Annotated in this window: 20 protein-coding genes; 3 read left to right on the top strand and 17 right to left on the bottom strand. The window is 63.2% G+C overall.

Going from position 1 to position 22,935, the window contains the following annotated elements:
• Nucleotides 1-930: 930 nt before the first annotated feature.
• The 12 genes from gspD to ACP7C6_RS03085 all read right to left on the bottom strand — a co-directional run bounded on the left by gspD (nt 931) and on the right by ACP7C6_RS03085 (nt 11,708).
• A complete protein-coding gene (gene gspD, locus ACP7C6_RS03030) occupies nt 931-3,045 on the bottom strand; it encodes a type II secretion system secretin GspD (RefSeq protein WP_426108249.1) in 2,115 nt (704 codons plus the stop codon).
• Nucleotides 3,046-3,050: 5 nt separating this feature from the next.
• Nucleotides 3,051-3,569 (bottom strand): general secretion pathway protein GspN, encoded by a 519-nt coding sequence (locus ACP7C6_RS03035; RefSeq protein ID WP_068937174.1) that lies wholly within the window; start codon nt 3,567-3,569, stop codon nt 3,051-3,053.
• On the bottom strand, nt 3,566-4,168 hold the full coding sequence (gene gspM / locus ACP7C6_RS03040) for a type II secretion system protein GspM (RefSeq protein WP_311893120.1): 603 nt from the start codon (nt 4,166-4,168) through the stop codon (nt 3,566-3,568). Before gspM ends, ACP7C6_RS03035 begins: the two co-directional genes overlap by 4 nt.
• A complete protein-coding gene (locus ACP7C6_RS03045) occupies nt 4,143-5,135 on the bottom strand; it encodes a PilN domain-containing protein (RefSeq protein ID WP_308907745.1) in 993 nt (330 codons plus the stop codon). Before ACP7C6_RS03045 ends, gspM begins: the two co-directional genes overlap by 26 nt.
• On the bottom strand, nt 5,132-5,833 hold the full coding sequence (locus ACP7C6_RS03050) for a general secretion pathway protein GspK (RefSeq protein WP_068937172.1): 702 nt from the start codon (nt 5,831-5,833) through the stop codon (nt 5,132-5,134). Before ACP7C6_RS03050 ends, ACP7C6_RS03045 begins: the two co-directional genes overlap by 4 nt.
• A complete protein-coding gene (locus tag ACP7C6_RS03055; RefSeq protein WP_068937171.1) occupies nt 5,830-6,399 on the bottom strand; it encodes a prepilin-type N-terminal cleavage/methylation domain-containing protein in 570 nt (189 codons plus the stop codon). The genes ACP7C6_RS03050 and ACP7C6_RS03055 overlap by 4 nt, the downstream gene beginning before the upstream one ends.
• Nucleotides 6,396-6,728 carry a type II secretion system protein gene (locus ACP7C6_RS03060; protein ID WP_028617071.1) on the bottom strand — a complete coding sequence of 111 codons (333 nt, stop codon included), beginning with the start codon at nt 6,726-6,728 and terminating at the stop codon, nt 6,396-6,398. The genes ACP7C6_RS03055 and ACP7C6_RS03060 overlap by 4 nt, the downstream gene beginning before the upstream one ends.
• A complete protein-coding gene (locus ACP7C6_RS03065; protein WP_068937169.1) occupies nt 6,725-7,150 on the bottom strand; it encodes a GspH/FimT family pseudopilin in 426 nt (141 codons plus the stop codon). The genes ACP7C6_RS03060 and ACP7C6_RS03065 overlap by 4 nt, the downstream gene beginning before the upstream one ends.
• A 7-nt stretch (nt 7,151-7,157) precedes the next feature.
• Entirely contained in the window at nt 7,158-7,547 is a 390-nt protein-coding gene (locus ACP7C6_RS03070) for a type II secretion system protein GspG (protein ID WP_016978124.1), read from the bottom strand.
• 13 nt (nt 7,548-7,560) lie between these two features.
• Nucleotides 7,561-8,757 carry a type II secretion system inner membrane protein GspF gene (gene gspF / locus ACP7C6_RS03075; protein WP_426108250.1) on the bottom strand — a complete coding sequence of 399 codons (1,197 nt, stop codon included), beginning with the start codon at nt 8,755-8,757 and terminating at the stop codon, nt 7,561-7,563.
• Nucleotides 8,754-10,415 (bottom strand): type II secretion system ATPase GspE, encoded by a 1,662-nt coding sequence (gene gspE / locus ACP7C6_RS03080; protein WP_376713307.1) that lies wholly within the window; start codon nt 10,413-10,415, stop codon nt 8,754-8,756. Before gspE ends, gspF begins: the two co-directional genes overlap by 4 nt.
• Before the next feature lie 252 nt (nt 10,416-10,667).
• Entirely contained in the window at nt 10,668-11,708 is a 1,041-nt protein-coding gene (locus ACP7C6_RS03085) for a LacI family DNA-binding transcriptional regulator (protein WP_028617076.1), read from the bottom strand.
• A 208-nt stretch (nt 11,709-11,916) separates the two neighbouring features.
• Between ACP7C6_RS03085 and ACP7C6_RS03090 the strand changes: the two genes are divergently transcribed.
• From ACP7C6_RS03090 to ACP7C6_RS03100, 3 genes are read left to right on the top strand one after another with little or no spacing between them, the layout of a single operon-like run.
• Nucleotides 11,917-14,106 (top strand): TonB-dependent receptor, encoded by a 2,190-nt coding sequence (locus ACP7C6_RS03090; protein WP_426108251.1) that lies wholly within the window; start codon nt 11,917-11,919, stop codon nt 14,104-14,106.
• A 2-nt stretch (nt 14,107-14,108) separates the two neighbouring features.
• Nucleotides 14,109-15,440 (top strand): LLM class flavin-dependent oxidoreductase, encoded by a 1,332-nt coding sequence (locus tag ACP7C6_RS03095; protein ID WP_236318784.1) that lies wholly within the window; start codon nt 14,109-14,111, stop codon nt 15,438-15,440.
• On the top strand, nt 15,437-16,369 hold the full coding sequence (locus tag ACP7C6_RS03100; protein WP_353632360.1) for a sulfonate ABC transporter substrate-binding protein: 933 nt from the start codon (nt 15,437-15,439) through the stop codon (nt 16,367-16,369). Before ACP7C6_RS03095 ends, ACP7C6_RS03100 begins: the two co-directional genes overlap by 4 nt.
• A 110-nt stretch (nt 16,370-16,479) precedes the next feature.
• On the opposite strand, the gene fecE is transcribed toward ACP7C6_RS03100, so the two are convergent.
• The 5 genes from fecE to ACP7C6_RS03125 form a co-directional block, all read right to left on the bottom strand.
• Nucleotides 16,480-17,271, bottom strand: coding sequence for a Fe(3+) dicitrate ABC transporter ATP-binding protein FecE (gene fecE / locus ACP7C6_RS03105; protein ID WP_068937164.1), 792 nt, complete (start codon nt 17,269-17,271; stop codon nt 16,480-16,482).
• Nucleotides 17,272-17,275: 4 nt separating this feature from the next.
• Nucleotides 17,276-18,244 carry an iron chelate uptake ABC transporter family permease subunit gene (locus ACP7C6_RS03110; protein WP_068937163.1) on the bottom strand — a complete coding sequence of 323 codons (969 nt, stop codon included), beginning with the start codon at nt 18,242-18,244 and terminating at the stop codon, nt 17,276-17,278.
• On the bottom strand, nt 18,241-19,230 hold the full coding sequence (gene fecC / locus ACP7C6_RS03115) for an iron-dicitrate ABC transporter permease FecC (RefSeq protein WP_028617082.1): 990 nt from the start codon (nt 19,228-19,230) through the stop codon (nt 18,241-18,243). The genes ACP7C6_RS03110 and fecC overlap by 4 nt, the downstream gene beginning before the upstream one ends.
• A 2-nt stretch (nt 19,231-19,232) precedes the next feature.
• The gene (locus tag ACP7C6_RS03120; protein ID WP_370468618.1) at nt 19,233-20,147 is read right to left on the bottom strand and encodes a Fe(3+) dicitrate ABC transporter substrate-binding protein; all 915 of its coding nucleotides are present in this window, start codon (nt 20,145-20,147) and stop codon (nt 19,233-19,235) included.
• A 365-nt stretch (nt 20,148-20,512) separates the two neighbouring features.
• Entirely contained in the window at nt 20,513-22,903 is a 2,391-nt protein-coding gene (locus ACP7C6_RS03125) for a TonB-dependent receptor (RefSeq protein WP_028617084.1), read from the bottom strand.
• Nucleotides 22,904-22,935 lie beyond the last annotated feature (32 nt).

Consider the following 22,935-nt stretch of genomic DNA (forward strand, 5'->3'; position numbering starts at 1 on the left):
GTTGAGTTCAAACATAACGGAATGGATTTTAAAAATATAATGCTATTTGGGCATAAGCTAATATTCTTAGATTTCATTATTTATTAGATATTTTATTCGTATTGGTAATGTTTTTTTGAAACTGGGCATGAGTACATATCCGTTGTTGCGGTAACGGCTGCTTATGGTTCCGCTCTTACAGCGGGTCACTTTTGGAAAAGAGCCCGGAATGCCGGCCCAGCCAAAAGTAACCAAAAGGGCTCTTGCCCCAACACTCGGCACCTCGCCTAGGCTCGGTGTGCCCGTAATCCGACAGTGATTTGGGGGGCCGCCGCCACGCGCCATCCATGGCGCGGGGCGGCTAAACCGGCATCCCTGCCGGTTTACCCCCCAAATCCCTGTCGAATTCCGGCCAGCGTGTTTGACGGGGCGCCTAAGATCAACATCAAAAGCAAGAGCACAGCGGCCTGACAGCCGGCTTGAGTGGTGTAGAGCAAAAGCAAACGCGGTCCTGTAGGAGCCGGGGGGACGCCTAGTTCTTGCCGGCGATGGTCTTCAACGATGACGTGGGGGAACCAGACAAAACGCGGCGGTCTCACGTTTTTCGCCGGCAAGCCGGCTCCTACAGAAAACGAAAAGCGTATCCACGATGCGAAGCGAGTCGCTCTTGATCTTGATCTTAGGCGCCCCGTCAAACACGCTGGCCGAACGCAGGCTTGAATCCGTGGGTAACCCGGCAGGACGCCGGGTTAGCCGCGCTGGGCCAAGGATGGCCCATCGCGGCGGCCCACGGATTCAAGCCGGAGTGAGGGCACACCGAGCCTAGGCGAGGTGCCGAGTGTTGGGGCGAGGACCTTTTGGTTACTTTTGGGTCCTTCCAAAAGTGACCCGCTGTAAGAGCGGAACCATAGGCGGCCGTTACCTAAATAACGGATATGTACACCAAACGACCTACCTCCCCCCAGGCCGCAACAACTGCATCTGCTGCCGATAATCATCCGTCACCTGCCGCGCCTGCCCACTACTGGTAATCACCTTAGGCGTAATCAACACAATCAACTCCGTCCGATCCTTCGACTTGCTAGTACTCCCAAACAACCACCGCAACCCCGGCACCCTACCCAGATACGGCACCGCACTCACACTCTCCCCGTTGTCCTGCTTGATCAACCCCCCCAGCAACACCGTCTGCCCACTCTGCACCGCCACCTGCGTCGACACCGAACGCGTCGAAATACGCGGATTCACCGGCGTGTCGCTGTTCGCACTCTGACTCTCGGCATCACTGACCTGCTGCTGAATATCCATGTACACCAACCCACCCGGATTGATCCGCGGCACCACATCCAGAATCACCCCCGTCTGCACATACTCGACACTGCTCAACGTGGTATCCGCATCCCCCGTATTCACCGTCGTCTGGTTGATCGGAATGTTGTCCCCCACCTGAATCTGCGCCGGCTGGTTGTTCATCACCACCAGCGACGGCGCCGACAGCACCTGGGTGCGGCCATTGGTTTCCAGCGCATGCAACGCCACCTGCAGATTCGAACTGACAAACGAGTAGAACAACGAATCCGTCGCCCCCAAACCCGCCCCACCACCGCCGAGCGCGCCCTGGCTGCCGGAAGCATTGGCGACGGTGGTGCTGGAGGAATTACCCGCCAGCCGCCCCAGGTACCACTGCACGCCCAAGTCCAGTTCACCGGTGAGCTTGACCTCTAGGATGCGCGTCTCGATCTGTACTTGCAGCGGCGGGTTATCGAGCCGCTTGATCGCCGCTTCGATCTCTTTCCATTGCGCGGGCCGGGTGCGCACCAGCAGTTGGTTGCTGCTCTTTTGCGCGGTAATGCGGGTGCCGGCTTCGAGCGCGCTGGTGGGCGCGACGTCCTTCTCGTCCGGTTCCGGCGCTTCGCCAGCAGGCGGATTGTTCTGCAAGCCGCCGGTATTGAGTGACGACAGGGTCGTGGTGCGCAGGCCAGGCGCGACCTTCGCCGGTGTGTCGTCCTTGATCGCGCCGGTGCCGTAGATCTGCCGAAGGTACTTGGCCAGGTCGGCGGCCTTCATGTTGCGCACGTCGTAGACGTACATCTGCGGCTCGTTGCCGCCGCCCTCGTCGATGGTGCGGATCCAGTCGCCCACTTCGCTGAGGTACTGCGGCTGGGAAGAAATCGCCACCACCGAGTTGGTCCGTTCAATCGGCAGGAAGCGCAGCATACCGGCCAGGGGCATGCCGCTGTCAGGGCCGAACAGGCTTTGCAACTGGGGCATCAATTCGGCCACGGAAGCCCGTTGCAGGCCAAACACGCCCACCGACATGCCCTTGAGCCAGTCCACGTCAAACGTGTCGATGGTGTCCTGGTAATTGGCCAACTCATCCGGAGTGCCGGCCAGGCTCAACACGTTGCGGGCTGGATCGACCAGTAAAAATGCATTCTCACGCGCGAACGGCTTGAGCAATTTCTGCATCTCGGTGGCGGCGATATAGCGCAGTGGGAACAACCGCGCCGACAGGCCGCTGGACGGTTGCGCCACGCTCATCTGCGGCACCAGCTTGCCCGCCACCGCCTGGCTGGCGGGCAGGATCACGTAGCGATCACCCTGTTTGATCATGGCGTTGTCGGTCCAGGACAGCAGGGTTTCGAGGATCGACAGCGCCTGTTGTTTGTCCACCGGCTTGGAAGTGGAAAAGCTCACATTGCCCTTCACGCCTTGGGCGATGCTGTAGTTTTCATGCAGCAGGTCGCCCATCACGCTGTTGATCACGGCTTCGATGGGCTGGTCGGCGAAGTTGAAGACGATATCGCCGCCCTCCTCTTTCGCCACCGGCTGTGCTGCCGGCCCGCGCACGAACTGCTGGTTGCCACGGATCAGTTGGCGCTGCGTTGGTGGTTTAACCGCAGGCGGTGGACTTTCCGGCGCGGCTTGCTCGGTCGGCAAGCGTTGCGAGCCGGTGCCTTGCATCGCTTCGTGCAGCAGATCGTCGTCCGCATCCAGACGGTCGGGAAAGGATCCACAACCGCTCAGGACAAAAGCGGTCGCCAGGCAAAACGTTGAGGTGCGCATGTCGATCAAGGGAGGGGCTCGCGGGGCAAAGTGATGGGGGGCCGGTTGGACGGCGGCGGCAGGCGCTTGGCGTAGAGGCTCAAGGTTTGCGTGCGGCCATCCAGGCTGAATCGGGCGTATTGCGGGCTGAGGTGGTCCAGGCGCCAGCCGTTGGGCAGGGCCTGACCGAGGCGGACGGTCAGGGCGCGGCCGTCGGTTTGCTTAAGCATGGCCATTTGCAGGTTGCCGGTGATCATGATGCCGCTGAGGGTCAGGTTGGCCAGGCTGGTGACCTGGGCTTTGCCCACGACGCGATCCGGACTGCGGTCGGGGCTGAACAGCGGTGCTTGCCAAGTGGCGGCCAGGTTTTCCAGCGGGACGCTCGGCGCGACCTGTACCTGGGCGGTGGGATGGGCGTGCGCGGGCGCTTCAGGCAGCCATTGCGGTTCATCACCGATGCTGCTCAGGATCACCGCCATCAACAGGCCCAGCAAACACGACAAGCCGAGCAGGCCCCACTCCACGGGGCGTAATCTGCTGATCATGGCGTCACCCGCGCCGGTTGCAGGTAACCGCGTACCAGCAGGTGCACCACCAGCTTGCCCGCACCGCCACTGGCCGGCGCCTGTTGGCTACGGCGGATGCGCAGTTCATCCACAAACAGGAACGGCGGCTGGTACTCCAGCTCATGCAGCAGCGCTTCCAGCGGTTCGATGGCGCAATCGAGGGTCAGGCTGACCTTGACCTGGCGATACGGCTCGCCGTCGTCCTGCTCCGGCGTGATGGGCTTGCGCTGGGTCAGACTGCAACCGCCGCCGAGGTTGGCGTGGCTGTTGATCAGGTCGGCAAGACGCTGCATCAGGTCGGCGGCCACCACGTCTGGGTCATCCCCCGGCAACAGGCTGGTGCTGCTGGCCGGGTCCTGGCGGGCTTGCTCAAGCTGTTGGCGCAGCGCATCACGTTGACGCAACACGCCGGCATAGCGCTGCTGTTGCTCGCGCAACTGTTCGGCCTGTTCGCCCATGTCGCGCAGGGGGCCGGCGAACCAGCTGTCGATCAGCAGCCAGTAGGCCGTGCCGAGTACCAACGCCAACACCAGCAAGGCAGCGCCACAGCGTTCACGGGGTGTGAGGGATCGGCGCATCGGCGGCCTCCTGGCGTAGGTGGGCACGCAAGGCAAACTGGTCCTTGCCGGTGCGGGCATCGGGTTGGATCACCCCTTCGAACTGGGCGTTTTCCAGGCTGCGGCAGCCTTTGATGCGGGTAATCAGTGCGCTGGCCTTGGCGCTTTGACCGGAGAAGGAAATCTCGCCGTCCTTCACGTCCAATTGATCCAGCCAAGTGTCGGCGGGCAGGCAGGTGGTCAGGTCGTTGAGCAGCGCGGCGAGGGGCGGCTGCGCCAGTTTGCGTCGGGTAAGGTACTGCGCCGCGCCCCGGGTATTGAGCAGTTGCTGGCGCAGGGCATGCACCTCGGCGACCTCGGCTTTCTGTTGCTGCACACTGGCGTGCATGGCGTCGATGACGCGTTGGCGGTCGTTGAGCCACAGCAGCATCGCTGCGATCAGCAAGGCCCCGCACAACCACGGCAGGCTGCGTTGCAAACCCATGCCCGGCGGGCGTTGGCGCGGGCGCAGCGGCGGGGGCAGCAGGTCGATGCCGAGGTTGGCCGCATCCACGCGATGGGGATGCAGGCCTAGGGCGGTGCAGTCGCTGAGAATCTGGTCCAGGCGTTCGCGCAGGATCGCCACCAGCGTGACCTCAAGGTGGGTGGACGTACGCCGTTCCTGACGCGCGACGAAGTAGAGTTGGTCAGCCTCGAACGGGGTGTAGCGGTCCAGCTCATAACCGACCACCGCGTTGAGGTTGCGTCCGGCGGCCAAAGGCAGTTGCACGCGCTGCAGCAGCACGGCATCCGCGCCAAGCATCAGCACCTGGCGCGCGCTGTCCGACGTGGCTGGCGCCGCTAACGGCCAGTGGTGGATCTGCTCCGGCGGTTCTGGCCGTGCCAACCAACTCGGCACACAAGCGCGCAACTCCGCGAGCCACAAGCGCCAACCCTGTTGCAACAGGCTGCCGCGCCAGTGTCGGGCAATGGGTTCCAGTCGATTCATTCTTGCCAACGCAGCACCCGGTAGGGTTGTGCGCTGTCCTCCGATGGGCTCAATAAAACAGTGACTTGCAGCCGCGCCTGATAACCGCCAGGGCGCTCGGCGCGGCTGTCGACGACCAGCACTTCGCCCGGATCGGCACCTTCGGCGTTCTGGCGCGGCAGGTTCAGCGCCTTGCGCATCAGCGGGCTGGCGAAGGCGGGATCGGGGCGGTCCAGGTCGCTCCACAGGGTGATCTCGGGCAGCAATTGGCTGTAGAGGGGTTGGGTCATGCCAGGCAGTTGGCGCACTTCTTCCAGCACCCGGAACGGCGCCAGGCCTTGTCGGCGGCGCGCGTCGAGGGCCTTGGACAGTTGCGTCGCCTGGGCTGGGGTGGCGCCGCAGGCCAGGGCCAGGCGCGTGAAATCCTGTGCCTCGGCGTTGATCAGGTAAAGCTTGCCGCGCTCGCTGCGCAGGCTGACGTGCAACTGGGCGTCATCAAACACCAAAGGAATCTCGCGGCCATCGGCCACCCAGCGCCGGTCAGCCATGACCAGGGCGATACCGGCTTCGGCGGCCAGCACGGTTTGTGTGTGCTGGCGCAGCCACAGGGCCTGTCGGCTTTCCAACTGCACCCAGCCGGCCAGGCCGCCGAGCAACACGCTGAGCAAGGCAAGCACCCACAGCACCAACAGCAGGGCCGCACCGCGTTGGCGCCTCACTCTTCCACGCTCCCGCTGGACAGGTTCAAGCGCAAAGCAATCACCTGGGTGACCCAGGTCACCGGGCCGTCGACGCTGGCGGCGATGCGCACGGCCGCAGGCAGGCGTTTGGGCCATGGCCATTCACTGACCCAGCCGGTGGGTTGACCCAGCGGTGACACGCCGCGATAGCTGAACTGCAACCCTTCGATGTTTCTCAGCAGCACCTGCGGTTCACGCTGAGAAAAGCCGACCTGCAAATCCTGTTCGACCCGTTGCAGGCTGAACCGGTGGATCCCACCACCGAGCACACCGGGCAAGGTCGAGACAAACTCCAGCCGCTGCGCCGTGCCAACAAAAAAACCATCGCCCTCGCCCACCGCCAGCGGCAACGCCTCGCTGATCGCCGTGCGTAAAAACTGTTGAGCGGCGCGCACTTCATCCAGGCTCACGGTATACGCCTGGGCCTTGGACACGGCACGATTGGCACCCAGCAATGCGCCCCCAACCAGCACCAGCAAAACGCCCAACAAACTGAGCACTACGAGGATTTCCAGCAAGGTAAAGCCCTGCTCGCGGCGCTTCACAGGCGCGCCTTCAAGGTGCTGAAACGAGCCTGGTGCGGGCCTTCGCTAAGCGTCAGGTCGAGGCGAAACACATGCGTCTGTTGCCGGGTGCTGATCAGTTGCCAGTGAATACCGTCGAGCTCGCCTTGGCTGACGCCGTTAATCAATCGTCCCGCTGCCTCCTGATCGAAAATCGTCAGCGCCGCCTGGGTAAGCCGATCACTGTGGGCCACCTGGGATAACGAGCGCGCGCTCTGGCCGAACGCAACCAGCAGCACCGTGCTGCACACCGCCATCAGCGTCAGCGCGGCGAGCATTTCCAGCAGCGTGAACCCGGCCTGGTGCTTCATGGCAGCGCCTTGGATTGCACGCTGCCGGTGAGCCAGCCGATATCGATGCGCCAACGCCGGGTGCCATTCGCCAATAGAAGATTGCCGCCCGTGGAGCTACCGTCGGGATAGAACTCGACGGAGGGGCCCACCTGCTCGGCGGTGTGCAGTGTCACTTGCAGCTCGGACGGCCACCGTTGCAGCGCACGTCCCGGCGCCTGGAACGTACGGTCTTGCATATCGAATGAAGTCCGTGCCGCCTGCCCGCTGACTATCGCCCCCGCCCGCGTGGTGCGCAGCGCTTCCACCACCTGCCCCACCGCGCGGCGCTCTTTTGCCGCCTGCAGGCCCTGGCGCACGCCCAGCCCCAGCAAGCTGGCGGCGAGGCTGATCAACAGGATCACCACCAGCATCTCCAGCAGGGTAAAGCCGCGCTGGACCATGGCCGCGTTACTCCCAATTGCCCAGGTCGGCGCTATAACCTTCGCCGCCCGGCTGGCCATCCTGACCGTAAAAGATCAGGTCGAAGGCCCCGTGCTCGCCGGGAAAACGATAGCCGAAGGCATGCCCGAACGGGTCCTTGAGGTCAGAAGGCTTGGCATAACCGCCGGGCCTGTCCACCAACTGTTGCAGGCTGGTGGGCGGCGCGCCGACGTCGAGGGCGTAGCTGTCGATCTTCATGCTCAGGCTGGCCAGCTGCGCCTTGCCCGCGCCGTACTTGCCCTTGTCGACATTGCCGCCGACCTGGCGCACGACGATGGTGGCAACAATACCCAGCAACACGATCACCGCGAGCATCTCCAACAGGGTGAAACCGCTTTGGCGGCGTGGTTTTCTCATGAGTCAAGCTCCTTCATATATTGCTGGTCAGGCTCATCAGCGGCAGCATGATCGCCAACATGATCACCGCCACCAGCACCGCCATGACCACGGTCAGGGACGGCACCAGTGCGGCAAGCAGGCGGTCGATGCCGCGCTTGGCTTCGACGTCGAAGATGTCGGCGACCTTGAGCAACATGCTGTCGAGTTCGCCGGCCTGTTCACCGACGTCAATCATTTGCAGGGCCAGCTCGGGCAACAGCGGCTGGCTGCCGAACGCGCTGGCGAGAGTACCGCCGCCTTTTACCGATTCCGTCGCATGGCCCACTTGAGCCCGCACCGCGCGGTTGGTGCAGACGTGCCGCGCAATCACCAAGGCTTGCAGCAACGCCACGCCATTGTTGAGCAGCGTGCCGAGGGTGCGCGTCAGGCGTGCCGCTTCGACCCGTTGCAACAACGGGCCGATCACGCGAATGCCGAGCAGGCGTCGATCGTATTGTTCTCGAAATGCCGGATTGCGCAGGCGTACGGCCCAGCAGCCACCGCTGACGATCAGCCCGGCCAACACCACCAGGCCATAGCTGCCCAGGAACTCACCCAAGGCCAGAATCACCTCGGTAATCAACGGAATCGGCACGCCCAGGTCCTGGAAGATCGGCACGAACTGCGGCACCACATACGCCAGCAACAACGCCAGGGAACCCAGCACGCCCACCACCAGAAAGGCCGGATAGATCAGCGCATTGATCACCTCGCCGCGCAGCCGCTCGCTGCGTTCCAGGTAATCGCTGAGCTGACGCAGGGTACTTTCCAGCGCGCCACCGGCCTCACCGGCACGCACCATGCTCAGGTACAACGGTGAGAAGCTGTCGCCCTCGTGTTCCAACGCGGCGGACAGTGGTTTGCCGGCCTTGACGTGATCGCGGATGCGCTCGATCAGCGCACGCACCTGAGCGGGGCCGGGTTGCTTGAGCAACAGGGTCAACGAGCGTTCCAGAGGCTGGCCGGCCCCCAACAGCGTCGCCAACTGCTGGGTAAAACTCACCAACGCCGTGCCCTTCAACTGCCCACGTGGGTTGCGCAGCAGGGGTCTGCCGGCTGCTTCAATCTGCAACAGCAACAGGCCGCGCTTGTGCAAGGCGGCGACGGCGGCAACTTGATCCGTGGCTTCCAGCGTACCGTTCTGCGGCATGCCCTGGTTGTCCAAGGCGCGGAACTTGAACAGGCTCACGCGCTGTCCCCACGGGTGACGCGCAGCACTTCTTCCAACGAGGTAATACCGGCCAAAGCCTGGCGCAGCCCTTCTTCATACAGGGTGCGCAAACCGGCGCGGCGTGCGGCCTGTTCCAGCGTGGCGGCATCGGCGTGACGCATCAGCAGGCTGCGCAGCTCATCGTTCATCACCAGCAGCTCAGTGAGCGCACTGCGACCGTGATAGTCCCCGCGATAGAGCAGGATCGGACGTTGCTCGGTCAGGCGATCCAGGCCATGTTCTGCGATCAGTTCCGGCGGCGCTTCAAAGGCCACGCGGCTGGCCGGGTCCAAGCGCCGCACCAGGCGCTGGGCGAGAATGCCGCTGACGGTCGAGGCGATCAGGTAGCTTTCCACGCCCATGTCCAGCAGCCGCGTGATACTTGCCGCGGCGCTGTTGGTGTGCAGGGTGGAAAGGACGAGGTGCCCGGTCAGCGACGATTGAATGGCGATGCGGCAGGTTTCCAGGTCGCGGATCTCGCCGATCATGATCACGTCCGGGTCCTGGCGCACGATGGAACGCAGTGCCCCGGCGAAGTCCAGGCCGATGGCGGGCTTGACCTGGATCTGGTTGATGCCTTCGAGCTGGTACTCCACCGGGTCTTCCACGGTGATGATCTTGCGCTCGGCGGTGTTGAGCCGCGACAGGGCGGTGTAGAGCGTGGTGGTCTTGCCGGAACCGGTGGGCCCGGTGACCAGCAGGATGCCGTGAGGCCGCTCGAGCAGGTCGAGGAAAGCGGTCAGGCGCTGGCCGTCGAACCCCAGGCTCGGGAAGTCGAACTGCACGGTTTGCCGGTCCAGCAGGCGCAGCACCACCGACTCGCCGAAACTGGTGGGCACCGTGGACACCCGCAGGTCGAGCTCCTTGCCCTGGATGCGCAGCATGATGCGCCCGTCCTGGGGTAGCCGACGTTCGGCGATGTCCAGCCGCGCCATGATCTTCACCCGCGAGATCACCGCTGCCGACGAACTGACCGGCGGCGCTTCGGCATCGTGCAGTACGCCGTCGATGCGATAGCGCACCTTGAGTTGGTTCTCGAAGGGTTCGATATGAATATCCGAGGCGCGCTGCTCCACGGCGCGTTGCAGAATCAAGTTCACCAGCCGGATCACCGGCGCTTCGGAGGCCATGTCCTTGAGGTGTTCGATATCTTCCTGGGCGCCGCCCTGCTCATCGAGGTTCTCGATCAGGGTGCCCATGGCCGAGCGGCCTTGGCCGTAGTATCGCTCGATCAACGTGTCGACTTCATTGCGCGGGCCGATCGCCAGCCACACCGGCACCTGGCACGCATAGGCCAGGGCCTGGAACGGATACCGTTGTGCCGGATTGGCGGCCAGCACCCGCAGGCCGTTCTGGTGCCAGCCCATGGGCACCACTTGGTAGTGACGCATGAAGCGTTCGGTCAGTGCAGGCAAGGGATCGAGCAGCGGCGGCGCGGCGTCGGCCAGCAACAGCGGCGCGTCGAGCAACGCCGCCCAGGCACGGGCCAATTCAACTTCGGAGACCAGGCCCAGACGCGTCAGCAGACTCAACAGATCGTCCGTGGACAGGCGTCGGGCGCGCTCCAGGTCCACGGTTTTCAGCCCGGCATGCTGCATCAGCCACGCACACACCTGCTCGGTGTGCGGGATCTGCATCTGGCAGGCATCGATAGGCGCTGACGACATAATGTTCAGGTATCTAGTGTTACGAGAAAGTATGGCTATTTGAAACTACGGAAACATGCCATTAGTTAGCCATAACCCAGGGAAAAGTAAGCCGGGGTTATCGACTGGAAGTTATAGACCTAGTTCCTGAAACAGGGGAATAAAATAAACATGATCGCCAAGAACCTTGCGCCAGAGCCTTAGCAGCTAATAGCCATCATCCCACTAGTTGCAATTAGCCACTTAGGCGCTTTCACGCGCAATCAAACGGCATTCCAATAAATTCAAACGCGTTACTTCATCTTCTACAGGCAGCACACCCAAACTTTCAAGGACGCGGGTAGCGGCCAACACACCTATTTCCAATGCGGGCGGCTTGATCGTACTCAGGCTCGGCAACAGCATTTCGGCGAACGGGTAATCGCCGAAACCGAGCACCGCGCACTTCTCGGGGATCTTCAGCCCGGCCCGCTGCCCAGCCAGCAGACCACCGGCCGCCAGGTTGTCATTGGCGAAAAATATCGCATCAGGCGGCGTCGCGTGACTCATCAGCGCTTCCATCGCCTGTTTGCCGGCGTCGAAAGGCGCGCGATCCGCGTCGGGAGCGAAGACCCAGGGCTGCACACCCAACGCGATCAAGGTCGCGGCGAAGCCCTCACCCCGTTCCATTGCGCTGAAGTCACCGGCTGCGCTGTTCTGCACGAAAGCAATGCGCCGATAACCCTGCCCATGCAGATAACGCGCAGCGGTGACGCCCACTTCGTAGTGGGAAAACCCGATCTGCAAGGGCGCGCGCTCGGGCACGTAGTCCCAGGTTTCTACCACCGGAATATCCGCGTCGGCGATCATCTTTTCAGTCGCCGCGCTGTGGAAGCGGCTGGTCAGCACCAGCGCCGCCGGCGACCAGCCAAGGAACGCACGCACCGCACTCTCTTCCTGCTCGGCGCTGAAGTAACTCGACGCCAACAACAGTTGATAGCCATGCCGGCTGAGGGTGTCGCTGAAGCCCTGGATGGTATTGGCAAAGATCGGCCCCGAGATGTTCGGGATCACCATCGCCACGATGCGCCCACGCGCCGACGCCAGCCCGCCGGCCACCAGGTTGGGCACGTAACCCAGCTCGGCCACCACCTCGGCGATGCGCTCGCGGCGTTCGGGTGACACTTGTTCCGGCTGGTTGAAGTAACGCGACACGGTAATCGCCGACACCCCGGCCTGGCGGGCCACGGTATTCAAGGTGACACGCCCGGCGCCACGGCGTTTGCGCGGTTTGTCTTCGCTCAAGGGATAATCCTGTTAAAAACCAAAAAGAATATAGGACTAATTTTTCAGTATTTGACGTTCTAAACCAGACCTACCAATAATGCCGATGTTAGCGCTAACAAAGCGCGTTGTCTGCTACTCGCTCGAGCGAATGCCAAAGACATTTCACAGGCGCTGACGGTCGCAAGAACCGCAGCGGTTCAGGGCAATCTTTTCGAGCGGGCACAGCATGCACACCTTCCAACGCAGCACTTTCCTGATACTGGCCGGGTTGACCGCCCTGCCCGCCCCCGGTGCCTTTGCGGCCGACGCGCAGGAGCCGACACTCAAATCCGTGACCGTCACCGCCACGCGCCGCGAAGAATCACTGCAAAAAGTCCCGGTGGCCGTCTCGGTCCTCGATGGCGAACAGCTGGAGCGCGACAACCGCAATGGCGTGGCGAGCATCGCGCAGCAGGTCCCGTCGCTGAACTTCCGCACCGGCGCCTCCAACAAGGACACCTCGCTGTTCGTGCGCGGCGTGGGCACCATTTCCACCTCCCCCGGCGTCGAGCCGACGGTGGCCACGGTGATCGACGGCGTGGTCTACGCCCGCCCCGGCCAGGCCACCCTTGACCTGCTCGACCTGGAACGCATCGAGGTGCTGCGCGGCCCTCAAGGCACGCTGTTCGGCAAAAACGCCTCGGCCGGTGTGCTGAACATCACCAGCAAGGCGCCCACCGCCGAGACTCATGGCTATATCGACCAGTCGTACTACAGCGGCAACGAAAGCCGTACCCGGTTCGGCATCGGCGGCAGCCTGGTGCCGGATGTGCTCAAGGGTTCGATCAGTACGCTGTTCGGCAGCTACGACGGTAATGTCGACAACCAGCACAATGGCCAGGAGGTCAACGGCTACAACCACAAGGGCATTCGCGGCAAGTTGGAATTCACCCCCAACGACGACCTGAAACTGACCCTGATCGCCGACTACATGCAGTCCCACGACGACGCGCCGAACGGCGTGGTCAGCAAATCCCTGACCCCGGCGTTCGCCAACGCGCTGAGCCCGGTGCGAGCCTCCAGCGACAACCGCGACATCAACACCGATACCCGCAGCCATGTGGAAGACACCAACAAGGGCCTGTCCGCCCAGTTGGACTGGAACCTCGGCGACTACACCCTGACGTCGATCACCGCCTGGCGCGGTTGGGACAACACCCAATACCAGGACGGCGACCGCCTTGGCACGGTGACCGCCGCGTTTCCTGGTACCGCCGACAAAGGCCAGCTTGAGTTCAACCAGTACTCTCAGGAACTGCGCCTGGCCTCACCTAAGGGTGAGTTCCTGGAATATGTCGGCGGCCTGTTCTACATGCACGGCAAGGATGAAGAAACCTATCAGCGCACCCTCACCACCACCACGCGTACCGACCGCGGCATCGCCGACTACAGCACCACCAACGACAGCTACGCGGTGTTCGGCGAGACCACGCTGAACTTCACCTCGCGGTTTCGTGGCATCGCCGGCCTGCGCTACACCCACGATGACCTGAAATACGATCACCGCCGTGCCTCCACTTCGGCCACCACGGTCAGTGGGATTCAGCCGGCCACGTCCAGTTCCGGTTCCGTGGACGAAGACGGTTGGTCCGGTCGCCTGGGCGTGCAGTACGACATCAGCGACAGCGTCACCAGCTACCTGACCTATTCGCGCGGCTACAAAGGCCCGGCCTACAACGTGTTCTTCAATATGCAGCCGCGTGACACTGACGCGCTCAAGCCGGAAACCTCCAACACCTGGGAAGCCGGGATCAAGGCCACCGCCTGGAACAACCGCCTGACCACCAACCTAGCGGTGTTCCACAGCGATTACGACAACTACCAGGCCAACTTTTTCGACACCGTCGCCGGGCAAGTGGTGACGCGCCTGATCAACGCCGGCAGCGTCAGCACCGAAGGCGTCGAGCTGGATTACGCCTTGCAGGCCACCCAGCAACTCAAGCTGTCCGGGGCCCTGGCCTACACCCGCGCGCGCATCGACGAATTCGCCTGCCCGGCCGGTGCCGCCGCGACCTGCAACGTGAATGGCAAGCCGCTGCCTTTCAGCCCGGACTGGAAAAGCTACGTGCGCGCCGACTACAGCATCCCGCTGGATAATGGCCTGGACATCGAACTGGGCACCGACTACAGCTGGCAGAGCGAAGTGCAGTACGACATCAGCCAGAACCTTGACACCAAACAAGGTGCCTACGGCATCTGGAACGCCAGCGTGGCCCTGGCCGACTACAGCAATGGCTGGCGCGTCGCATTCCTGGCGAAGAACCTCGCCGACAAATCCTACTCACCGCTGCTGGCCAGCGGCGGCAACTACATCTACCGCGCCGTGCCCCGTGACGACGAACGTTACTTCGGCGTGCAACTGCGCAAGGATTTCTAAGCATGAGCCGTCAACTGAAACTCGGCGCCTTCCTCATGGCCACCGGGCACCACGTCGCCGCCTGGCGCCACCCGGACGTGCCGGCAAATGCCGGGCTGGATTTTGCCCAGTACAAGCACCTGGCGCGGGTGGCTGAAGCGGCCAAGTTCGATGCGCTGTTCGTGGCGGATAGCATTGCGGCAGCCACGGGTGAAATCGCCAGCCATATGGCGCGTTCAGATCACTTCGAACCGCTGACTCTGCTTTCGGCGTTGAGTGCGGTGACGGACCACATCGGCCTGATCGCCACGGCGACCACCACCTATAACGAGCCCTACCACGTGGCGCGCAAATTCGCCTCGCTGGATCACCTGTCCGGAGGCCGTGCAGGCTGGAACCTGGTCACCTCGGACGCCGCTGCCGAAGCGCAGAATTTCGGCCGCGATGAACACCTCGGCCACGCCGAGCGCTACAGCCGCGCCAGGGAGTTTCATCACGTCGTGACCGGGTTGTGGGACAGCTGGGAGGACGATGCCTTCGTGCGGGACAAGGCCAGCGGCAACTACTACGACCCGGCGAAACAGCATGTGCTGGACCATGTCGGTGAACATTTCCGCGTCAAGGGCCCGCTGAACGTGGCGCGCTCGCCGCAGGGTCACCCGGTGATCGTGCAGGCGGGCTCATCGGAAACCGGCCGTGAACTGGCGGCGCAAACGGCAGAAGTGGTGTTTACCGCGCAAACGTCGCTGGAAAATGCACAGGCGTTTTATGCGGATCTCAAAGGACGGCTTGAGCCATACGGGCGTGAGCCGGATTCGCTGAAAATCATGCCGGGGGTGTTTGTGGTGGTCGGGCAAACCGAGGCCGACGCCCAGGCTAAGTTCGAAGCGTTCCAGGACCTGGTCGAGCCCGAAGTGGGCGTCGCCCTGTTGGGCCGCATGCTGGGTAATTTCGACTTGTCCGGCTATCCATTGGACGGGCCGTTGCCGCAATTGCCGTTGACCGACAGCGGGCAGCGCAGCCGTCAACAATTGCTGAGTGACCTGGCCCACCGCGAACAACTGACCCTCGGCCAGCTGGGCCGACGGATCGCGGGTGGTCGCGGGCATTACAGCCTGATCGGCACGCCCGCGCAGATCGCCGATGAGCTGCAACGCTGGTTCGAAAACGGCGCCGCCGATGGCTTCAACATCCTGGTGCCGCACCTGCCGGGCGGGCTGGAGGATTTCGCCCAAGGGGTCGTGCCGGAGCTGCAACGGCGCGGCCTGTTTCGCACTGAATACACTGGCACTACCTTGCGTGAAAACCTCGGGTTGGCGCGCCCCGAAAACCGCTTCAAAAAGGACGATGCATGAAGATTCCAGCGCTGTTACTGGCCCTGCTGGCCGTCACTCAAACCGTACTGGCGGCCGACCCCGCGACCCTGCGCATCGGCTACCAGAAAGGCTCCATCGCCCTGGTGCTCGCCAAGGAACATAGCCTGCTGGAAAAACGCTTCCCGCACACCGAAGTGAAGTGGATCGAATTCCCCGCCGGCCCGCAGATGCTTGAAGCATTGAACGTAGGCGCACTGGACGTGGGCTCGACCGGCGACATCCCGCCGCTGTTCGCCCAGGCGGCGGGCGCGGACCTGGTCTACATCGGCGCCGAACCGCCCAAGCCCAGCGCCGAAACCATCCTGGTGCGCAACGACAGCCCGCTGCATTCAGTGGCGGACCTGAAGGGCAAGAAAGTCGCCTTCCAGAAGGGTTCCAGTTCCCACAACCTGATCCTGCGCGCCCTGAACAAGGCCGGGCTGAGCTACAAGGATATCCAGCCGGTGTACCTGCCACCTGCCGACGCGCGCGCGGCGTTCGAACAAGGCAGCGTGGATGCCTGGGCCATCTGGGAGCCCTATTCATCCTTGGCATTGAGCCAAAGCCCCAGCCATGTGCTGGCCAATGGCGAAGGCCTGGGTTTGTCGGGGCCGGTGTATACCGCGCGGCGCGACTATGCGAAGGCCAATGGCGTGTTTGTACATGACCTGCTAGATGAGCTCAGCGCTGCCGAAGCGCTCACCCGCAGCCAGCGTGAAGACAGCCTCAAGGTGTTGACCGAATTCATGGGCCTGCCCGCTGAGGTGATCGCACGGTACATGGACAACCGCCCGCCTTCGCCGATTTTGCCGATTAACGAGAAGATCATCCAGGCACAGCAAGCCACGGCAGATTTGTTTTATCAGAATCGGTTGTTGCCCAAGGCAATTGACGTCAGCAAAGTCGTATGGAGATCTGCAGGCAACTGAGGTCAAGAATGTGGGAGCTGGCTTGCCTGCGATGAGGCCGTGTCAGTCGATGCATGGGGTGACTGACACACCGCTATCGCAGGCAAGCCAGCTCCCACATTTGAACCGCGTCAGGCGTGACAACGGGTGCTTTTTTCCACTACGCACATCGGCGCGCCAGACACCGGCTCATTGATGATCTGCACCTGCACATCAAACACCTGCCGCATCAACTCGGCATTGATCACTTGCCCCGGCGCACCATCAGCCACCAACTTGCCGCCGTGCATCACCACCAAATGGTCGGCGTAGCGGCAGGCCTGGTTGATGTCGTGCAACACCGTGATCACGGTCTTGCCTTCAGCGGCCAATTCGCCCATCAAGTCCATGAGTTCGACTTGATGGCTGATGTCGAGGTAGGTGGTGGGTTCATCCAGCAACACCACCGGCGCATTCTGCGCCAACACCATCGCCAGCCAAGCACGTTGGCGCTGGCCGCCGGACAGATCGGCCAATGCGCGGTCAGCCAACACGTCCAGTTCCAGGCGCTGCATGGCTTGGGTCACGTGGGATTGATCACTGCCGCTCAAGCGTCCCCACAGCGAGTTATGCGGGCTGCGGCCATAGGCGACCAACTGACGCACGCTGACACCTTCCGGCACCGGCAGCACCTGCGGCAAGAACGCGATCTGCCGCGCCAACTCGCGGGCGGACAGGCTGGCGTAGGCCTGGCCATCCAGGGTCAACTCGCCCTGGGTCGGCTTGAGGATGCGCGCGAAGGCCTTGAGCAAGGTCGACTTGCCGCAGCCATTGGGACCGATCAAGGCGGTGACCTTCCCGGTCGGCGGCGCAAAGGACAGGCCTTGCACGATGCGCGTGGTGCCGTAGCCAATGTCGAGCTGCCGTGCGTGAAGAATACTCATGTGATCAGCCCTTGAACCGTGCCAGCAACCAAAGAAAATACGGCGCGCCAATCACCGCCGTGAGCACCCCGGCGGGGATTTCGCTGGGCGCGATCAACGTGCGCCCCAACGTGTCGGCCAGCACCAGCAGCAACGCACCGATCAGCATCGCCGCCGGCAGCAGGTACTGGTGATGCCCGCCCACCAACCGCCGCGCCATGTGCGGCGCGACCAGGCCGATAAAACCGATAGGCCCGATCACCCCCACGCCCAGGCTGGTCAGCAGCACCGCGCAGGCCATCGCCAACCAGCGTGTGCGACTGAGTGGCGTGCCGAGGCTATGGGCCGCTTCATCGCCGAGGGCGATCAGGTTCAGCGGCTTGGCCAGGCACAGCCCCACCGGGATCAACACCAGGAACGGCAACACCAGCGCCACATGGTGCCAGTTGCGGCTCCATAGGCTGCCGGTGAGGGCGAGCAAGGCGGTGTTGATATCCAGCGGATGGGACAGGATCAGAAACTCGGTGACACTGGACAAGGTCACCGCAATCGCCACCCCGGAGAGGGCAAACCGCACCCCGGAAAAACTCACCCCGGTGTTGTACAGCGCCAGCAGCAACGCACCGCCGGCCCCGCCCAGACAAGCCACCAGCGGCAGCCACACAATCGGCAAATGCGGCCAACTGATGATCGCCACGGTCAGCGCCAGCCCGGCGCCTTGGGTCACACCGAGGATTTCCGGTGAGGCCAGCGGGTTGCGGATCACGCCCTGCACAATCGCCCCGGCCAGGCCGAAGGCTGCACCTGCGAGAATCGCGATCAGACTGCGGGGCAGGCGGTGGTTCCAGACTTCGAAGTCGAGGGCGTCGTGGGCCAGCAGGCGGTCCAGCACGGTGTCTGGGGTGAGCCATACAGTGCCGGCGCTGAGGCTGATCAACGTCGCCAGCAGCAACAGGCCGAGCAGCAGCCATAAGCGCAAGGGTGGCCGGGTCATAGGGCGCGCCTGGCAAGAAAAAGGAAGAACGGCGCGCCAATCAGCGCGGTGACCACACCCGCCGGGGTCTCCACCGGAAACGCCACAGCGCGGCTGAGCAAGTCGGCGCCCAGCACGATCACCGCACCCAACGCGGCGCTCAGGGGGATCAGCCAGCGGTAGTCATTACCGAGAAACTGGCGAAGGATATTCGGCGCGATCAACCCGACAAACCCGATCGGCCCCACCGCGCAGACGCTCGCCCCCACCAGCAACAGGCTGGCGATGAATACCTGCAAACGCAGGCTAGCAATGCCCACGCCCAGGGAGCGTGCGGCGTCTTCGCCGAGGTTGATCAGGTTCAAGCGCGGCGCGCACCACAGCGCCCACAGGCCGCCGATCAAGGTGCACGGCCACAGCAGTTGCACCTGGGCAGCGCCGACATTGGCCAGGGAACCGGCCAGCCAGTTGAGCACGCTTTGCGCCTGGGCCTCGACCAGGATCACAGTGAGCCGGGTCAATGCCGCGCACAACGCAGCCACGGCTACGCCGGCCAATACCAGGCGTCCCTGGGCGGTGGTCGGCGACCAGGCGCCGCCGAGGCTGAACACCGTGATCCAGGCCAGGGCGCCACCCAGGCAGGTCATCAACAAGGCACCGCCGGCAAACGGCAGCGCGACCAATCCAGTGGAAAACAACGCCAGCCCCAACGCCGCACCCGCCGTCACACCAAACAAGGACGGCGAGGCCAGGCGGTTGCGGGTAATGCCCTGCATCAACGCACCGGCCAGGCCCAGGCAAGCACCGACCAACGCGGCACACAGCGCCCGTGGCACGCGCAACTGGGCGACGATGTAGGCCATATTGCCGCCCACGCTGCCTTGGTGAACCAGGCCATTCCACGCATCCGCCGCCGTGATCGTGAACGGTGACCAACTGTACAGCGACAGCCAGAACAACCCGCCACCCAGCAGCACAATGCCGGCCGCCGCGAAACTTCGCCCCATGCTTATTGGCTCAATACGGCTTTACCGCCCTTGAGAATCGCCAGCGCATCCTCGGCGATCTGCTCCGACGCCAGCACACCGCGATTGCGTGCCCAGCTGTCGCCGTCCACTTCCGCAACCTGTTTATTACGCACCGCCCCCAACACTTGCCACAGCGGCTGCTTGCTCCAGTTGTCGACGATGCTGGGGCGACGGTAATGACCGACCAACAACCAACCAGGGTCGAGGGCGAGCAGTTGCTCCAGGCTGACAAACTCGGTGGGCGCCGCATTGGCGCGTACCGAGGGGACTTTCAGGCCAATGGCTTCGAGCACGCTGCCGGCGTAGGAGTCCGGGCCGTGCACGGAGAAACTGTCTTCACGGGCGACGCCAAACAACACGCTGGCGCCGGCCGGAATCTGTTGCGCGATGGCCTTGAGGTTCTCGCGGTTCTTCTGGATCCGCGCTTCCATCTGCGCGTTCTTGCCCAGCGCCTTGCCGATCAGCTCGGCGGATTTCAGGCTGCCCTGGTAATCCTCGCCGCGTGACGGCAACAACAGGGTCGGCGCGATGCTCGCCAGGTCGCTGTACAAGGCCTGATGACGGTTGAGGTCGGCGACGATCAAGTCGGGCTTGAGCCTGGCGATTTCCTCGATACTCGGCTGCGAGCGCAAGCCCACGGACGTCCACTGGCCGATGGCCTGGCGCACACGGGGCAACACGCGATTGGCGTCGCCATCATCGGCAGCGCCGACGGGCGTTACCTCGACGGCGGCCAGGCTGTCGAGAAAAGAGAATTCCAGCACCACCACACGCTTGGGCACATCGGGCAGATGCACCGCGTGCTGGCCGTCGTTGAGGTCGATGGGGGCGGCGCTCAGCAGGCTTGAAGACAACGCCAGGACGCAGGCGGCAAGGGTGGGGATGGAGCGCAGCATTCGCATGACAAGGACCTCGGCGTTAAAACACCCCAGCTAGACAGGCCGGGGAAAACGGCGGGTACTATTCCATATCGGGACGGCGTGATCAAAAAACATTCTCATTAACGCCGAAATCGAGTGTGTGTTTGTTGTGGTAACTGGCTTGTTGTGGTGAGCGGGCTTGCCCCGCACTGCGTGGCGAAGCCGCCCCAAAACCTGGCACCTCGCTCTACCTGACACGATGTGGTGTTCTTGTTGGGGCTGCTGCGCAGCCCAGCGCGGGGCAAGCCCGCTCACCACAACAAGCCACTCACCACAGCAAGCCAAGTCACTACAAACAGCCTGCTCACCTCAACAAGCCAGTCCCCACAACAAGACTCGTGTTAGAAGTCGACCGTGGCCGACAGCAGATAGGTACGCGGCGTAGACAAGGTCAGGCCTGGCTCGCTATCGTCCGACGCACCCGCCGAACTCCAGTAGCGCTTATCGGCGACGTTCTCCACATTCGCCCGCAAGGTGATGTGTTTATCGTCCACCTTGAACCCGTAGCGCGCCCCCACGTCGAGGCGGTTCCAGGCGTCGATTTCCTTGACGTTGGACTGGTCCAGGTACTGCGAGCTGGAATAGATCCCACGGCTGGTCAGGGTCAGGCCTTCGAGGCCCGGCACATCCCATTCAGCGCCCAGGTTGACGTTGTACTTGGGCGTGGCCGGGGCGCGGTTGCCGTCCCAGGTGCCGTTGGTGGTGTCTTTCAGCTCACTGTCGATGTACATCACCCCGCCAAGCAGGCGGAAGCCCTTGAGCGGTTCGCCGAACACGCTCAGTTCTACGCCTGAGTTCTCGCGCTTGCCGTTAGGCCCGAATACACGCGTGGTGGCGTTGGTTTCATAGGCTGGTTGCTTGATGCGGAACACCGCGGCGGTCACGGCGAACGCGCCAGCGTCGTATTTGGCGCCCACTTCCACCTGGCGACTGATGAACGGCGGGAAGATCTGGTCTTCGTTGATCGAGGTGGACGGCGCGATCTTGCCCTGGCTCAGGCCTTCCATGTAATTGGCGTACAGCGACAGTTTGTCGGTGGCCTTGAACAGGATGCCGCCCGACGGCGAAACCTTTTCTTCGTCGTAGGCCGTGGCGCCTTTGACGCCGTCGCTCCAGTCATCGACCTTCACGCGCTGCCAGCGTGCACCGAGGGTGAGCAGCAGACGGTCGTCGAAAAAGCCCAAGGTGTCGGACAAGGCGACGCCGGTAAATTTGTTTTCGGTATAGACCTTGGGATCAAACCGCGTCGGCCGTGAAGGCGTCGGGGTTTGCACGGGATTGTAGAGGTTGCTCGAGGGTGACGTATAACGCGCGCCGCCGTTGGTGAAGTCCATGTCGAAGTAACTGGCGGCCAGGTTGACCTCATGGCTTACCGGCCCGGTGTGGAACCAGTTGCGCACGCCAGCGGTGTAGGTGCGCACGTTTTCATCGCGCGTGAAGTCGCGAGGCGACACTGCGAAATCACCGGCCGCATTGCTGACGGATACCGCGTGACGCAGGAAATCGTGGTTGCTTTTACGCGCGCCCACGCCGCCGTAGAGCATCACGTTGTCGCTGAGGTCGTACTCGGCATTGACCGTGCCGAACGTGTCGTTGGTGCGGGCCTTGCTCCAGGATTGCGCATAGTTGCGGCGCACGTCATTGGCACTGGGCACCGGCGCTGCGGCCGCCACCTGTACGCGCTCTTGCGGTGCATCGGTGTCGCGCTCGGTGTGGCCGATGTCGGTGGAAAGGCGCAGGCGTTCGCCACGGAAATCCAGGCCCAGCACGGCCATTTCGCGGTCGACGCTTTGGTGATCCCACTCGGTGTCGCCGGACTGCTTCACGCCGTTGAAGCGGATGCCGAACTGGTTGTCTTCGCCAAAGCGCCGGCCAATGTCCACCGCGCCGCCGGCCTGGCTGTCGGACGCCCAATTGCCGGTAAACGAGTTGATGTCCTTGTCAGTGGCGCGCTTGGGCACCACGTTGATCCCGCCGCCCACGCTGCCACGCGGCGAGATGCCATTGATCAACTGGCTCGGGCCCTTGAGGATGTCGACGCGGTCGGCCATTTCCATGTCGATGGTGTAGGTCGGCAGCACGCCATACAGGCCGTTGTAGGCCACGTCACTGTTGAACAGGCTGAAGCCGCGAATGGTGAATTGCTCGTAGCGTCCACCCGCCGGGTTTGTGGCGCGCACCGAGGGGTCGGCGGCGATCAGGTCGCCTAGGGTGCGGGCCTGTTGGTTCTTTACCGCGTCAGCGGTGTAGGTGGTGATGCTGAACGGGGTTTCCATGAAGTCCCGCGTGCCGAGCATGCCCTGGGCCGTGCGGCGCGCTACCTGGCCGCCGGCGTAGGTGTCGCCGTCATACAGGCCGGTGGTGCCGAGGATCGACGTCGGGGCCAACTCAAGGCTGCTGCCGTCCGGCGCCGGTATCAACATGTAGGCCTGCGCGCCCATCGACTGCAGTTGCAGGCCAGAGCCTTGCAGCAAGCGGGCAAAGCCCTCCTCTACCCCATATTCGCCGGACAAGCCGCTGCTACTACGCCCGCTGACCAAGGCCGGGTCCACCGACAGGTTGACGCCCGCCAACCCGGCGAAGCGGGTGAGCGCCGCACTCAGGCTGCCGGCGGGCACTTGGTAGCTGCGGCGGGTGGCGGTGTCTTCGGCGTAGCTGACGGCGGCGAAGAACGGACTGGCGCTGAGGCTCAGCAGCAGGCTCAGTTTCAGCAAGGGGCGGACGACGGGCATTGGCGGAAGCTCTCAATAGTGTTCACTTGCCT

The organism is Pseudomonas sp. TWR1-1-4, assembly GCF_049897165.1.
Classification (GTDB): Bacteria; Pseudomonadota; Gammaproteobacteria; order Pseudomonadales; family Pseudomonadaceae; genus Aquipseudomonas; species Aquipseudomonas canadensis.

Excerpts from the sequence above, each read along its gene's own strand:
- gspD (WP_426108249.1), bottom strand. The coding sequence starts at position 3,045 with ATGCGCACCTCAACGTTTTGCCTGGCGACCGCTTTTGTCCTGAGCGGT.
- ACP7C6_RS03035 (WP_068937174.1), bottom strand. The coding sequence starts at position 3,569 with ATGATCAGCAGATTACGCCCCGTGGAGTGGGGCCTGCTCGGCTTGTCG.
- gspM (WP_311893120.1), bottom strand. The coding sequence starts at position 4,168 with ATGCGCCGATCCCTCACACCCCGTGAACGCTGTGGCGCTGCCTTGCTG.
- ACP7C6_RS03045 (WP_308907745.1), bottom strand. The coding sequence starts at position 5,135 with ATGAATCGACTGGAACCCATTGCCCGACACTGGCGCGGCAGCCTGTTG.
- ACP7C6_RS03060 (WP_028617071.1), bottom strand. The coding sequence starts at position 6,728 with ATGAAGCACCAGGCCGGGTTCACGCTGCTGGAAATGCTCGCCGCGCTG.
- ACP7C6_RS03065 (WP_068937169.1), bottom strand. The coding sequence starts at position 7,150 with ATGGTCCAGCGCGGCTTTACCCTGCTGGAGATGCTGGTGGTGATCCTG.
- ACP7C6_RS03070 (WP_016978124.1), bottom strand. The coding sequence starts at position 7,547 with ATGAGAAAACCACGCCGCCAAAGCGGTTTCACCCTGTTGGAGATGCTC.
- gspE (WP_376713307.1), bottom strand. The coding sequence starts at position 10,415 with ATGCAGATCCCGCACACCGAGCAGGTGTGTGCGTGGCTGATGCAGCAT.
- ACP7C6_RS03090 (WP_426108251.1), top strand. The coding sequence starts at position 11,917 with ATGCACACCTTCCAACGCAGCACTTTCCTGATACTGGCCGGGTTGACC.
- ACP7C6_RS03095 (WP_236318784.1), top strand. The coding sequence starts at position 14,109 with ATGAGCCGTCAACTGAAACTCGGCGCCTTCCTCATGGCCACCGGGCAC.
- ACP7C6_RS03100 (WP_353632360.1), top strand. The coding sequence starts at position 15,437 with ATGAAGATTCCAGCGCTGTTACTGGCCCTGCTGGCCGTCACTCAAACC.
- fecE (WP_068937164.1), bottom strand. The coding sequence starts at position 17,271 with ATGAGTATTCTTCACGCACGGCAGCTCGACATTGGCTACGGCACCACG.
- ACP7C6_RS03110 (WP_068937163.1), bottom strand. The coding sequence starts at position 18,244 with ATGACCCGGCCACCCTTGCGCTTATGGCTGCTGCTCGGCCTGTTGCTG.
- fecC (WP_028617082.1), bottom strand. The coding sequence starts at position 19,230 with ATGGGGCGAAGTTTCGCGGCGGCCGGCATTGTGCTGCTGGGTGGCGGG.
- ACP7C6_RS03120 (WP_370468618.1), bottom strand. The coding sequence starts at position 20,147 with ATGCTGCGCTCCATCCCCACCCTTGCCGCCTGCGTCCTGGCGTTGTCT.
- ACP7C6_RS03125 (WP_028617084.1), bottom strand. The coding sequence starts at position 22,903 with ATGCCCGTCGTCCGCCCCTTGCTGAAACTGAGCCTGCTGCTGAGCCTC.